The organism is Methylobacterium sp. 1973, assembly GCF_040545035.1.
In the GTDB taxonomy this organism is placed as follows: Bacteria; Pseudomonadota; Alphaproteobacteria; order Rhizobiales; family Beijerinckiaceae; genus Methylobacterium; species Methylobacterium fujisawaense.
On record NZ_JBEPLA010000004.1, the window covers coordinates 62,814 to 76,282 of the forward strand.

General features: G+C 69.8%; 13 protein-coding genes. 6 read left to right on the forward strand and 7 right to left on the reverse strand.

The features are described from left to right. Positions 1–83 precede the first annotated feature (83 nt). Positions 84–836, reverse strand: coding sequence for a Crp/Fnr family transcriptional regulator (locus ABIC70_RS09840; protein WP_043347678.1), 753 nt, complete (start codon positions 834–836; stop codon positions 84–86). A gap of 254 nt (positions 837–1,090) precedes the next feature. Here ABIC70_RS09840 and ABIC70_RS09845 point away from each other — a divergent pair, with 254 nt between their 5' ends. Further along, positions 1,091–2,080, forward strand: coding sequence for a phosphoribosylaminoimidazolesuccinocarboxamide synthase (locus ABIC70_RS09845; RefSeq protein WP_043380101.1), 990 nt, complete (start codon positions 1,091–1,093; stop codon positions 2,078–2,080). 41 nt (positions 2,081–2,121) lie between these two features. On the opposite strand, the gene ABIC70_RS09850 is transcribed toward ABIC70_RS09845, so the two are convergent. From ABIC70_RS09850 to ABIC70_RS09865, 4 genes are all read right to left on the reverse strand, one after another. Beyond that, on the reverse strand, positions 2,122–2,403 hold the full coding sequence (locus ABIC70_RS09850) for a DUF2312 domain-containing protein (RefSeq protein ID WP_020091862.1): 282 nt from the start codon (positions 2,401–2,403) through the stop codon (positions 2,122–2,124). Between the two features lie 55 nt (positions 2,404–2,458). After that, the gene (locus ABIC70_RS09855; protein WP_354439606.1) at positions 2,459–3,640 is read right to left on the reverse strand and encodes an alpha/beta hydrolase; all 1,182 of its coding nucleotides are present in this window, start codon (positions 3,638–3,640) and stop codon (positions 2,459–2,461) included. 86 nt (positions 3,641–3,726) lie between these two features. Further along, a complete protein-coding gene (locus tag ABIC70_RS09860) occupies positions 3,727–5,091 on the reverse strand; it encodes an MFS family transporter (RefSeq protein ID WP_043758154.1) in 1,365 nt (454 codons plus the stop codon). Positions 5,092–5,193: 102 nt separating this feature from the next. Further along, positions 5,194–6,012, reverse strand: a complete 819-nt coding sequence (locus tag ABIC70_RS09865) for a hypothetical protein (protein ID WP_354439608.1) — start codon at positions 6,010–6,012, stop codon at positions 5,194–5,196. Between ABIC70_RS09865 and ABIC70_RS09870 the strand changes: the two genes are divergently transcribed. Together ABIC70_RS09870 and ABIC70_RS09875 are read left to right on the forward strand one after the other, a co-directional pair. Then, positions 6,001–6,138, forward strand: coding sequence for a DUF1236 domain-containing protein (locus ABIC70_RS09870; RefSeq protein WP_335633083.1), 138 nt, complete (start codon positions 6,001–6,003; stop codon positions 6,136–6,138). The genes ABIC70_RS09865 and ABIC70_RS09870 overlap by 12 nt on opposite strands. Before the next feature lie 258 nt (positions 6,139–6,396). Beyond that, positions 6,397–8,394, forward strand: a complete 1,998-nt coding sequence (locus ABIC70_RS09875; protein ID WP_354439610.1) for a methyl-accepting chemotaxis protein — start codon at positions 6,397–6,399, stop codon at positions 8,392–8,394. Positions 8,395–8,407: 13 nt separating this feature from the next. Here the strand turns inward: ABIC70_RS09875 and hrcA are convergent, their stop codons facing one another. Continuing rightward, the gene (hrcA, locus tag ABIC70_RS09880; RefSeq protein ID WP_085987606.1) at positions 8,408–9,463 is read right to left on the reverse strand and encodes a heat-inducible transcriptional repressor HrcA; all 1,056 of its coding nucleotides are present in this window, start codon (positions 9,461–9,463) and stop codon (positions 8,408–8,410) included. 167 nt (positions 9,464–9,630) lie between these two features. Here hrcA and rph point away from each other — a divergent pair, with 167 nt between their 5' ends. The 3 genes from rph to hemW are packed head-to-tail and all read left to right on the forward strand — an operon-like array spanning position 9,631 to position 12,184. Next, a complete protein-coding gene (gene rph, locus ABIC70_RS09885; RefSeq protein ID WP_043380092.1) occupies positions 9,631–10,344 on the forward strand; it encodes a ribonuclease PH in 714 nt (237 codons plus the stop codon). After that, positions 10,341–10,970 carry an RdgB/HAM1 family non-canonical purine NTP pyrophosphatase gene (gene rdgB, locus ABIC70_RS09890; protein WP_354439612.1) on the forward strand — a complete coding sequence of 210 codons (630 nt, stop codon included), beginning with the start codon at positions 10,341–10,343 and terminating at the stop codon, positions 10,968–10,970. Before rph ends, rdgB begins: the two co-directional genes overlap by 4 nt. A 38-nt stretch (positions 10,971–11,008) precedes the next feature. Then, the gene (gene hemW, locus ABIC70_RS09895) at positions 11,009–12,184 is read left to right on the forward strand and encodes a radical SAM family heme chaperone HemW (protein WP_354439614.1); all 1,176 of its coding nucleotides are present in this window, start codon (positions 11,009–11,011) and stop codon (positions 12,182–12,184) included. Here hemW and ABIC70_RS09900 read toward each other — a convergent pair whose 3' ends face one another. After that, positions 12,185–13,450 (reverse strand): penicillin-binding protein activator, encoded by a 1,266-nt coding sequence (locus ABIC70_RS09900; RefSeq protein ID WP_354439616.1) that lies wholly within the window; start codon positions 13,448–13,450, stop codon positions 12,185–12,187. Positions 13,451–13,469 lie beyond the last annotated feature (19 nt).

Here is a 13,469-nt window from a genome sequence, read left to right on the forward strand (position 1 = left end):
TTGGCTTTCGACGGCCGGCGATACATCGGGCAGGGCGACAGCGCGCCCTCGTCGGCTCGAACGCCGGCGGTCTGCCGACTGGCTCAGCGAGTCTCCGCATCCCGCAAATGCAGATAGGCCGGATCGAATCCGGCCGCGGCCTGCAGTCCCGGCCAGTCGTGGACGGTCAGGCGGCGGTCGCGCAGCGTGATCAGCCCGGCCGATTTGAGATCCCGGATCGTGCGATTGACGTGAACGGACGTGATGCCGAGGGCGTCTGCGAGTTCGGGCTGCGTCATGGGCAGCTCGCAGGTCCGATCCGGTGCAAGCCCGACCGCGCCAAGGCGGGTCACGAGTTCGCAGAACAGGTGGGCCATCCGCGCGTAGGCGTCGCGGCGACCGGTGTTGAGCATCCACTCTCGGACCAGAGCGGCATCGATGAGCGTGGCGCGCCAGAAGACCTCGGTAAGGCGCGGATGCGCACGCATCAGTCCGCGGACCGCCTCATGCGAAACGAAGCCGAGCCTGCAGGCGCTGACCGTGGCGATGTTGATGTCGAGCACCTCCAGATACAGGCTCTGGAAATCGGGCACATCGCCCGGGACGTGGTAGGTCATCACCTGCCGCTTGCCGGCCAGCGTCGACTTGTAAGTGCAAGCGATCCCGCTGAGCAGCGTGAAGCTTCGGGTCGGGCGGTCGCCCTCCCGAACGATGTCCTGATTGGGCTCGAACTGCGCCACCTGCATCGGCAGCGCGACGAGGGCGGCCCGCTCCGCATCGCTGAGCGTGAACAGGGCGACGGTCTCGATCCGGCGCAGGAAAGGTTGTCGGCTTGCTTGGTGCGGTGTCTCGAACATTGCGCCTCGGCCGTCCGGCGGCACCGGCCGGCATTTCGCAGTCGGCAATTCACCGTCTGCCATCCGCGGCAAGGATAGGGCCGACAGCCGGGCCCGGCCAGAGCGGCAGGGCCGCTCGCCCCCAGCCGCGGGGGTCGGGGTGGCGGCTGGGGCTGCGCGCCGGGCCTCGGTGAAACCCGGGACTGGAATTCTCCGCCCCATCCGCGCACAGAGATCAGGCGGCGCGGTCGCCGCACAGCCTGACGGAAAGCCCGATGAAGACGGCAGATCTCGCCCCGCACGCGCACCAGGTCCTGCGCGACGCGACCCTGCCCGAGCTGCCGAACCATTATCGCGGCAAGGTCCGGGACAATTACGACCTGCCCGACGGCCGGCGCATCCTCATCACCTCGGACCGGATCAGCGCCTTCGACCGGGCGCTCGCGGCGATCCCCTTCAAGGGCCAGGTCCTGACCCAGACCGCGCGCTACTGGTTCGAGCGGACGGCCGACATCTGCCCGAACCACGTCATCGCCTATCCTGACCCGAACGTGGTCGTGGGCCGGCGTCTGGAGATCCTGCCGGTGGAGGTGGTGGTTCGGGGCTACCTCGCCGGCACCACCTCCACGTCGGTCCTGACGCGCTACCGCGCCGGGGAGCGGGATATGTACGGTCACCGTTTCCCGGATGGCATGCGGCCGAACGAGCGTCTGCCGGAGGCGATCATCACGCCGACCACCAAGGCGTTCGACGGTGGCCACGATGAACCGCTGACCGAGACCGAGATTCTGGAACGCGGGCTGCTCACGTCCGAGCAGTGGCGCACCGTGTCCGACGCGGCGCTGGCGCTGTTCGCCCGCGGCACGGCGCTGGCGGCCGAGCGCGGTCTCATCCTGGCCGACACGAAATACGAGTTCGGCACCGATCCCGAAGGCCGGATCGTCCTCGCCGACGAGATCCATACGCCCGACAGCAGTCGATACTGGTTCGCGCAGAGCTATCCGGAGCGCTTCGCCGCGGGTTCAGCGCCGGAGAGCTTCGACAAGGATTTCGTGCGCAATTGGGTCGTCGCCCGCTGCGATCCGTACAAGGACCCGATTCCGGAGATTCCCGCGGAGGTCGTCCTGGAGACGGCCGCGGTCTACATCCGCGCCTACGAGACGATCACGGGGGCGCGCTTCATCCTGCCGGATCCGAGCGAGGAGCCCTTGGAGCGCATCCGGCGCAACATCGCCGCCTATCTCGCGGGCTCCCCGCAGTCCTGAGGGGAGGGCGGCGCGCGCGGCGCCGCACTCCGTCGAGAGGATCAGGCCGCGGCCGCGATCGGGGCCGGCGAGGGCGCATCCATGGCGCGCAGGTAGACGTCGAGGAGCGTCTCCTGCTCGTCGCGCTCATCCTTGTCCTGCTTGCGGATCTTCAGGATCTCCTTGAGCACCTTGACGTCGAGACCCTCGCCCTTGGCCTCGGCGAAGACCTCCTTCTTGGCCTCCATCAGGTCCTTGATCTCCTCCTCCAGCCGTTCCACGCGCTCGATGATCGAGCGGATGCGGTCGCCCGCGACGCCCACGGTGTCGGTCATGTCGGTCATGCATTCCCTCGTCGGATGACGGCGGCACCCTCGCCGGGACAGGGTAAGCGACCGGTTAAGGACGGCCCGGCGCGTGGACCCGGTCCTCGATCCAGCCGACGATCGCATCCGCCACCGCATCGCTGTTCGATTCCAGCATCATCATGTGGCCGTTGCCGTGGATGCCGTGCTCGGCGAGCGCTAGCCGGTCCGGTTTCGCGCCCGCCTGGGCCAGGAATGCAGCCGTGCAATCATCCATGGTGGCGCGGAACGAGGCTTCGGCGGTGACGAGCACGGCGGGCACGCGGGCGAGGTTCGGCAGCGTTCGAGCGGGCTCGGCCTGAAGCCAGCAACGGATCTTGTCGGGTGCGGCGGCGCGGTCGTCCTGAACGACCGTCAAATCGGCCGGGCTGCTCACGGGGGGCTCGAAATGCAGCGGCACCCGGGTGATGCCGTAGGGCCGGGCCCGCGCCTCCCCGACGCGCTCGTACCAATCGGCGCCGCCCTTGAAGCGGATGTCGAAGAAGGTCGGCCCGTTGGGCTCGACGGCGACATGCGCCTTCACGAGGTCGGGGCGCTGATCGGAAACCGCCCAGCCGAAGACGCCGGCCTGCGAATGCGTCAGCAGGATCGCGGGGCCGATCTTCTCCAGAAGGGCGATCAGGGCCGGATCGACCAGTTCCTCGCTCTTCAGCGCGCTGGCGATGTAGGGCACCTGGGACAGGTAGAACTGGTCGAAGGCGGCGTTGCCGCGCACCCCCGGGCCCCCCGGCCACTGGCTGTGCAGCTTCGCCTGCGGGTAGAGCGGGACGCGTTCCTGCCCGGTGAACACCGTCTCCAGATCCTCGACGGGCAGCCGGGCATAGGGTCCGTAGGTCTCCGGATCGCCGCCCGAGCGGCCACGCCCGACCTGATCCACAACGTAGACCGTGAAACCCTTGGCGGCGAAGCGGTCAGCCCAGCCAGGCCGTCCGTCCGGCGTGCCGAGGAAGTTGGTCCCGGTCTGGGCGGTGCCGTGCACCAGGACGATCGGATAGGGCTGCGTCACCCGCGCCGGTGCGCGATACTCCACGAACATCTGCCCGGAGGCCGTGGTCTTGCCTGCCGCCGTCGCGGAGCGGCCGCCGACGAAGAAATAGCCCGCGGGCTGTTTCGGCTTGAACGGCGTGTCGCCGGAGCCCCCCTCGGTGGCCTCGGATGCCGAAGCGGTTGCGAGGCAGAGCAGAGTCAGTGCCCCGGCGGCGGCCTTCCTGAGCATGGCGTCCTCCCGCGGACGTCTGGCGCGTCCGGCGGGAGGCATATCAGCGTGAAAGTCGGGCCCGGTCCAGCCGGACGGCCCACCGATCAGGCGTGTGCGAGGCCGCGCTTCTTCCCCAGCGCCTCCTCGACGGTGCCGGCGCCGTCGAGATAGCCGTGGACCTTGGGGTTCGGCATGATCAGCGAGGCCACGAAAGCGATCGCCATCAGGACGGTGACGTACCAGAAGAACGTGCTCTCCATCCCGTTGTCCTTGAACCACAGGGCGACGAACTCGGCGGTGCCGCCGAAGGTGGCGTTGGCCACCGCGTAGGAGAGGCCGACCCCGAGGGCGCGGATGTTGGTCGGGAACAGCTCCGCTTTCACGATGCCGCTGATGCCCGTGTAGAACGACACGACCGCGAGCCCGAGGGTGATCAGCGCGAAAGCCAGATAGGGATCCTTGTTGGTGCCGAGCGCCGTCATCAGCGGCACCACCATGAGAGTGCCGAGGCCGCTGTAGAGCAGCATGTTCGCCTTGCGGCCGATCTTGTCGGACAGCGCGCCGAAGATCGGCTGGATGATCATGTAGACGAAAAGCACCACCGTCATCGTCTGCGACGCCGAGGTCTTCGGCATGCCGGCGGTGTTGACGAGATACTTCTGCATATACGTCGTGAAGGTATAGAAGCTCAGGGAGCCGCCCGCCGTGTAGGCCACGACGACCAGGAACGCCCGCCAGTGCTTCGACAGCTCGGCGAAGGTGCCGGCGGTCTCCTTGTCACTGCTGTCCTTCGTCTCGGCCAGGGAGCGTCGCAGATAGAGTGCGACGACCGCCAGCCCGGCGCCGATGAAGAACGGGATGCGCCAGCCCCAGGCGGTCAGTTCCGGGCCGGTCATCACCGCCTGGAGCAGGACCAGGACCAGCGAGGCCAGGAGCTGGCCACCGATCAGCGTGACGTACTGGAAGGAGGCGAAGAAGCCGCGTCGGCCCTTGATCGCGACTTCGCTCATGTAGGTTGCAGAGGTGCCGTATTCGCCGCCGACGGACAGGCCTTGGAGCATGCGGGCGAGGAGCAGCAGCACCGGGGCCAGGGTACCGACATGCTCGTAGGTCGGCAGGATGCCGATCAGCAGCGAGCCGAAGCACATCAGCAGCACCGAGACGACCATCGAGGTCCGGCGTCCGACACGATCGGCGATGCGCCCGAACAGCCAGCCGCCGACCGGTCGCATGAAGAATCCGACCGCGAAGATGCCCGCGGTCTGGAGGAGCTGGCTGGTGGAATCGCCCTTCGGAAAGAAGGCCGGCGCGAAGTAGAGGGCGAAGAACGCGTAACAGTAGAAATCGTACCATTCGACGAGATTGCCCGAGGACGATCCGACGATGGCCCAGATGCGGCGCTTGCGGTCTGCGGCGTCATCGTGGGCGCTCGGTGCGATACCGATCGTATCGTCGCGCGAGGCGGACATGGCGTCTCCGTCGATCAATCTCGATGCCGGCCTGGGCCGGTCTCTACTTGGTGCGGCGCGACGTTACAGGTGACGGGCCTGATCGCAAGACCGTGAGCGGACTTAGCCGAGGACAGCGCGCGCGGGTGTCACCAGCCGCATGGCCACGACGCCGCGGGACGGAACGGTTCGCCCCGAGGCCCGTTGCGGGCCGGCATGGGCGTCGGGGATGGTCCGACGGCCGCAGGAGGAGAGGCCATGAAGCGCATTCTGAGAGACACGGTTGCGGCGGCCATCGTCGTGGCCGGAGCGGCAACGGCATTCGCGCAGGGCGGCCCAGGCGGCGGGGGCGGCCCAGGCGGCGGCGGACCCGGCGGTCCCGGTGGAGCTGCCGGCGCGGGCGCCGGTCCGGCCGGTGGCGGCGGCGCTGGCGGCGGCGCTGGCGGCGGAATGCGGGGCGGTGCCGGCGGCGCGGACGGCGGCGCGATGCGCGGGCCTGGCGGTGCCGAGGGCGGTCCGCGCGGCGCCGAGCCGGGTGGACCGGCGGGTCGCGGTGCCGAGGGACCGGGCCGCCCGGGTGGCGCCACCGAGCGCAACGGATCGTCCGATCGGGCTGGCCCGGCCGCGAAGCCCGATGCCGGTGATCGCGGTGATCGCGGTGACCGGGGCGAGCGTGGTGCCCGTGAACCCGGTGCCGGCGGCGAGCGCGGCAATCGCGACGCAACCGGCCCCGATCGGGGCGGCCGCGGTCCGGCTGGCGAGCGGGGCGGACGTGCCGGCGCCCGCGAGGGCGGCGCCGTTCGCGGTGCGGTCGGCCGCCTCGATACCCGGCAGCGGACCGAGTTCCGCAGCTCGATCACCCGCCTGGGCGTGTCGCCGCTCCGGGACGTGGCCTTCGGTCTCGCGGTCGGAACCGCGATCCCGCGGTCGGTGACCCTGCACCGGCTGCCGCCGGCGATCATCTCGATCGTGCCGGAATACGAGGGCTACGAGTTCATCCTCGTGCGCGACGACATCGTGATCATCGACCCCGACACCTACGAGATCGTGGACGTGATCCCGGCCTAACGCCTGGCCGCGCGTCGGTCGAAACGGCTCTTCCGGCCGCCGACACACCGGCGCAAGCAAAGCACACGATCATCACCGTCGATCCGGTCCGCGCCCGACAAGGCGCGGACCGGCTTTGCGCGGGAAATGGTGTCGCGCCCGATCGACGTCCTGATCCATGCCATCCACGATCTGATAAAAAGAACACAGACGCCACAGGTCGCGGTTTAGGTTTGAATTTGGCCTCGTCAGGCGCGACTCCTGAAGATCGGGGTGTGCATGTCGATTGAAATCGGTGGCTTTTCTGGAGCGGCACGCCAGGTACGCGTCGGGATATCGGGTCGCGCGACACTCCTGATTCTCGCGATCGTATCGGCGGCCCTCGTCGCCTGTTCGTCCTATCTGTACCTGTCCCAGTCCAGCACCCTGCAGGGCGACGTCGACGCCAACATGTCGAGCCTGAGCGGATCTGCCGCCCGTAGTGTCGGCAACTGGCTGCGCGGCAAGCTCGATCTGACGCAGATGATGGCTCAGCAGATCACCGCTGGCGGCCGTGAGTCGGACACGGATCGTGTGCTCGACGCGCCCATCATCCGCGACTCGTTCTACGTCAGCTTCTTCGGGCGTCCGGACGGGTTCTACACCAAGATGCCCAAGGCCGAGATTCCGCCGGGTTACGATCCGCGTCAGCGTCCGTGGTACAAGCAGGCCGCCGCGACGGACGGCCCGATCCTGACCGAGCCGTACATCTCCGCCAGTCGCGGTACCATCATCATCACGGCGGCGGCGCCGGTGAAGGATGCGGCGCACGGTCTCGGCGGCGTGGTCGGAAGCGATTTCGACGTCTCGGCTCTTGCCCGGATGATCACCGAGGTCGCGCCGGGTGACGGCGGTTGTGCCTATCTGGTGTCGGGCGCTGGCACGATCCTGATCCACCCGCGGGCCGCGTTCATCGGCAAGCCCCTGTCGGAGCTGATCGACGGTCCGGTTCCCGGCATCGGCGCCGGTCGGGCGGCGGACACGCGCGAGGCGGGACGGTCCGTCCGCACGGTCTTCGCGCGCGTCCCAAACCTGCCGCCGGCGCTCGACTGGTACATCGCGCTTTCGGTCGACCACGCCACCGCGTTCGCACCCATCACGCACCTCGCGCAGAACTTGGCCATCGCAACCGCGATCACGCTGCTTCTGCTGGCCGTCACTGTCAGCCGGATGATGGCCGCGACTGTCGCACATCCCCTAGACCGACTTGTGGAAGTCCTTCAGCGCATGAGCCTCGGCGACCTCGATACCGAGATCGCCGAGGCCAGGCGCCGGGACGAGATCGGGATGGTCGGGCGGGCGGTCGAGGGTATCAAGGCCGTTGTGGCGCAGAAGGCACGTGAGCAGGAAGAGACTCGGCGCTCGGCCGAGGCGGCGGCCGCAGCGGAGCGCAAGCGGGCCATGACGGCGCTCGCCGATGGTTTCGAAGAGGCCGTGGGCACGATCGTCGGTTCGGTGTCGTCCGCGGCGTCCGAGCTTCACGCCACCGCCCAAGCCCTGACAAACACCGCCACGCAGGCCGCGGCACGATCCAGCAGCGTCGCTGCGGCCGCCGACCAAGCCTCGACCAGCGTCCGCACCGTCGCGGTTGCGGCCGAGGAGCTCGGCGCGAGCGTGCGCGAGATCGCCGGGCAGGTCGCAGGCTCGTCACGCCTCGCCCGGACGGCCGTGGACGAGGCCGACGAGACGGGACACCGCGTGCAGGCGCTGTCGGAGGCGGTATCCCGGATCAGCGACGCCGCCGGGTTGATCGCCTCGATCGCCGCGCAGACCAACCTGCTGGCCCTCAACGCCACCATCGAGGCCGCGCGGGCCGGCGAGGCCGGGCTCGGCTTCGCCGTGGTGGCGGCCGAAGTGAAGGATCTGGCTGCGCAGACCGCCCGCGCCACCGAGGAGATCAACGATCATATCGCGCGCGTCCAGGGCTCCACCGGCGAAGCCACCCGGGCACTCGACGGTATCGTCACGCGGATCCGGGACATCAACGCGGTCGCCGCGGCCGTCGCCGCCTCGATCGAGGAGCAGGGGGCGGCCACGCAGGAGATCGTCCGCAACGTGACCCAGGCGTCAGACGGGACCGCGGACGTGACGGTGAATATCGCCGGGGTGGCCGGAGCCGCCGCGCAAACGGGCGAGGCCGCGCGACAGGTCCTGGGCTCCGCATCGGATCTGTCGCAGCACTCCGCGCGCCTCGGTGTCGAGGTCGCACGATTCCTGGATTCGGTTCGGGCGGCCTGAGGGCCGACAGGACCTACCGGCCACCGTCCAGAAGCTTCGACACCACCCGCGCCGTATAATCCACCATCGGCACGATGCGCGCGTAGTTGAGGCGGGTCGGACCGATGACCCCGACCACGCCGACGATCTTCTGCGATCCGTCGCGGAACGGCGCCGCGATCAGCGATGACCCCGAGAGGGAGAACAGCTTGTTCTCGGAGCCGATGAAGATACGCACGCCCTCGCCGCCCTCGGCACGGGCCAGCAGGTCGATGACGTCCTTCTGGGTCTCCAGGTCGTTGAACAGCAGGCGGATCCGCTCCAGATCCTCGACCGCGCGCAGGTCGTCGAGCAGGTTGGCCTGGCCGCGAACGATCAATTGGCGCGCTTCCGTCGGCCCCACCGGCGTGGCGAGCCCCGCATCGACGAGGCGTTCGGTGATCGCGTCGAGCTCGCGCTTCATGGCCTTGCGGCCGGCCTCGATCTCGGCGCGCAGCGACCCCAGGGTGCGGCCCTGCAGGCGCGCGTTGAGGAAGTTCGTGGCCTCCTGAAGCGCACCCGCCGGAAGTCCGGGCGGCAGATCGACGATGCGGTTCTCGACGGAGCCGTCATCCGAGACGAGGATGACGAGGGCGCGGGCCGGATCGAGCCGTACAAACTCGATGTGCTTCAGATTGACGTTGGCCTTCGTGGTCAGCACCACGCCGGCCCCCCGCGAGACGCCCGACAGCATGGTCGAGGCCTCGGCCAAGGCGGAATCGAACGTGTGGCCCGAGGCTGCGGCCCGCATCTGTGCCTCGATGCGCGCCTGCTCGTCCTGGCTGACGTCGCCGAGTTCCAGCATCGCGTCGACGAAGAACCGCAGCCCGAGTTCGGTCGGGAGGCGTCCGGCCGAGGTATGCGGCGCGAAGATCAGGCCGGAATGCTCCAGATCCGCCATCACGTTCCGGATCGAGGCCGGCGACAGCGCCATCGGGAGGATCCGAGCGAGATTCCGGGAGCCCACCGGCTCGCCGGTCGTGAGATAGCTCTCGACGATCTGCCGGAAGATCTCGCGGGCGCGCTCATTGAGGGCGGCGAGGGCCTGCATGGATTGGCCGTTGGCAAAGTTGGGACTGGGGTGTGTCACGCGGTCATCCTGTAGTCCGATCATGCGCAACCGACCCGCGCGGATCAATCCGTACGGCGATGCTTGCCCGTGATGTCGCGGCGGCCTAAGAGCCCGGCCCTCGACACTCTCGACAGAAGGGGCCCGCGATGCGGCCTTCCAAGCGTGCCGCCGACGAGTTGCGGCCCGTGAGCCTGGAGCGCGCGGTTTCGCGCTACGCAGAAGGCTCGTGCCTCGTCAGCTTCGGAAATACCCGGGTGCTCTGCACCGCGTCGCTCGAAGAGCGTTCGCCCCCGTGGCTGCGCGGCTCGGGCAAGGGCTGGGTCACGGCGGAGTACGCTATGCTCCCGCGTGCGACGCACGAACGCACCCGCCGCGAGGTTGGTTCCGGGAAGCCGTCGGGTCGAACGCAGGAAATCCAGCGGCTGATCGGCCGGTCCCTCCGGGCCGTCACGAACCTGCCGGCCATGGGCGAGCGTCAGGTGACGATCGATTGCGACGTCATCCAGGCCGATGGCGGCACCCGGACGGCGGCCATCACCGGCGCCTGGGTGGCGCTGCACGATTGCTTCGCCTGGATGCGGACGCGCTCGATCATCTCGGTCGATCCCCTGCGCGACCATGTCGCTGCCGTCTCGTGCGGCCTGTATAAGGGCATGCCGGTCCTCGATCTCGATTACGCCGAGGATTCCGCCGCCGAGACCGACGCCAATTTCGTGCTCACCGGGCGGGGCGGCATCGTGGAGGTGCAGGGCACCGCCGAGATGGAGCCCTTCACCCAGGAGCAGCTTCTCGAACTTCTCGGCCTCGCCCGCGCCGGCACCGAGCGGCTGGTCGCCCTGCAGAAGGAGGCCATCGCGTGAGCCGCCGCCTGACCGGGAAGGTGGTCATCGCCACGCACAATGCCGGCAAGCTCACCGAGATGCGCGAGCTGCTCGCGCCGTTCGGGGTCGAGGCGGTGTCGGCCGGCGAACTCGGACTGCCCGAGCCCGAGGAGACCGGCACGATGTTCGCCGAGAATGCCGCCATCAAGGCGAAGGCGGCGGCCGACGCCACCGGACTGCCCGCCTTCGCGGACGATTCCGGCCTGTGCGTCGACGCCCTCGACGGAGCGCCGGGCATCTTCTCGGCCCGCTGGGCCGGCCCGAACAAGGATTTCGCCGCCGCGATGGCGCGGATCTTCGCCGAGCTCGACGACCGTGGCGCGGCCGACCGCCGGGCCCGTTTCGTCTCGGCCCTGGTCCTGGCTTGGCCGGACGGCCACACCGAGCTGTTCGAAGGGCGGGTGTTCGGCGACCTCGTGGCGGCGCGGGGCACCGCCGGCTTCGGTTACGACCCGATCTTCCGGCCGGACGGGCACGCGCGCACCTTCGGCGAGATGAGCGCCGAGGAGAAGCACGGCGTCGACTGGCAGAAGGGTCAGGGGCTCTCGCACCGGGCCCGGGCCTTCGTGGCGTTGAGCCGGGCCTGTCTGGCCTCCGGTTCCTGATTGCCAAACGGCGCGGCCGCGCTCACATCCCGGTCATCATGGTATCGACCGGCCCGGACCATCCGACCCGCGACGTGGGTTTCGGAATCTACCTGCACTGGCCCTTCTGCGCGGCGAAGTGCCCGTATTGCGACTTCAACAGCCACGTCCGCCACGCGGGCGTGGACGAGCCGCGCTTCCTCGCGGCCTTCCGGGCCGAGATCGCCCACACGGCCGCCCGCACGCCGGGGCGGACCGTCACCAGCATCTTCCTCGGCGGCGGGACACCCTCGCTGATGCAGCCTGCCACCGTGGCGGGCCTGCTCGACGCCGTCGCGGAACACTGGCCGGTGGCTCAAGGCGCCGAGGTCACCCTCGAGGCCAATCCGTCGAGCGTCGAGGCCGGGCGCTTCCGGGGCTACCGCGCCGCCGGGGTCAACCGGGTTTCCCTCGGCATCCAGGCCCTCGACGACGCGTCGCTTCGGACCCTCGGGCGCCTGCACGACGCCGCACAAGCCCTGGAGGCGATCACGCTGGCGCAGTCGGCCTTCGAGCGGACCTCCTTCGACCTGATCTATGCCCGGCCCGGACAGACTCCGGCGCTGTGGCGGGCGGAGCTGAAAGCGGCGCTGGCGCGGACCGCAGAGCATCTCTCGCTCTACCAGCTCACCATCGAGCCGGGGACGCCGTTCTACGGCCTCGCCGCCGCCGGCAAACTGGTGACGCCGGACGACGAGGTCGGACGCGCCCTCTACGACGTCACCCAGGAACTCTGCGCAGAGGCCGGCCTGCCGGCTTATGAAATCTCGAACCACGCCCGGCCCGGGGCGGAGTCGCGGCACAACCTGCTCTATTGGCGCTACGGCGAGTATGCCGGCATCGGTCCTGGCGCGCACGGGCGGCTCGTGACGGCGGGGGGACGGGTCGGGACCGTCACCGAGCGGTCGCCGGAAGCCTGGCTGGCCCGGGTCGAGCGCGACGGACACGCCGTCGTCGAGACTGAAACGCTCACGGCCGCCGACCAGGCCGACGAGTTCCTGGTGATGGGGCTTCGCCTTCGCGAGGGCATCGATCCGGATCGCTACGCCGCCCTCAAGGGCCGGCCGCTGAACGGCAACCGCATCGGCATGCTGATCGGCGATGGCGTGCTGGAGCGGCTTCCCGGCGGCCGCATCGCCGCGACCGCGAAGGGGGCGCCGGTGCTCAATGCCCTGGTTGCCGAACTTGCGGCCTGATCAGATCCCGGGCTTTGCCAGCACCCGCGGCGCGGGGCTGACGGGTATCGCGGCATTGTTGCGGATCTCATAGACCGCCAGGGACCGCTCGCTCTGCCCGTCCGGCCGGAAGCGGAAGGTCCCGTCGATGCCGGCGAAGCCGGAGCCGTTCGTGAGGGTGGTCTCCGCGAAGCGCTGCGAGCCGTAGCGTCGGGACAGGGCGGCCGCGAGCATCACCGCATCATAGGCCAAGGATGCGACGCGCGGCGGAACGGTGCCGAACCGGGCTTGGTAGCGGCCGCTGAAATTCGAGAACCCGGTGCGGTCCGGCGAGGCGAAGCGGCCGCCCTGCAGGGCGGGAAGGGCGAAGAGCGACGGCTCGTTCCAGAGGGCGGTGCCGATGGGGCGTATCCGGGCGGGCGAGAAGCCCGCCTTGGTCAGCGCCGCGGCCACGCCCGGCAGCGCGTCGGCGGTTTCGGGGATGAACAGCGCGTCGGCGGTGGCACCCGGCCCTGCGATGACCCGGGTCAGCCGTTCCACCGCCGGACCCGGCGCGCCGGCCGGGTAGCGTTCGACGGCGGCGACCCGCGCGCCCTTCCGGGCAACGGCCTCCCGGAACTCCGCCTCCACGGCATTGCCGTAGGCCGTCTCGGGGATCAGAGCCGCGAAAGAGCGTCTTCCGCCGGCGACGGAATCCTCGACCACGCGGTCCACCTCCGGTTGCGGCAGGAAGCTCAGGAGGTAGACGCCCCGGCTGGCCACGGTCACGTCGGTCGAGAAGCCGACCACCGGCTTGCCCGCCGCTCTGGCCGCGGCCGCCGCCGTCTGAACATTGCCGGCGAAGAGCGGACCGAGCACGATCTCGGCCCCCTGGCGCAGCGCCTCCTGCGTCGCGTCCCGGGCGCCGTCCGGGCTGCCTCGGTCATCTTCCACCAGGAGCGTCAGGTCGGGTTGCTGTGCCTCGTCGTAGGCGAGTTGAGCCGCGTTGCGCATGGCGGCGCCCACCGTTGCCCCCTGGCCGGTCAGCGGCAGCACCAGGGCAACCTTGACGGCTCCGGAGCCGATGCGCCCGATGCCACCCGCCGCCGGCATCGGCGGCGCTGCGGGTGCGGGCGGCGGTGCCCCGGGAACGGCCGCCGGCGGCGTCAGCTCGGCCTGTGGCGCCGTCGCGCGCCGAGCGATGTCGGTGCCGAGGCAGCCGCCCAATGACAGCAGGACGGCGCACAGCGCAGCGGTCGGGGCGGTGACGCGCACGAGACGGTCCCGCATGCTCGTCGGGCGCGCCATCGCGCGGACTCCTCTCGGC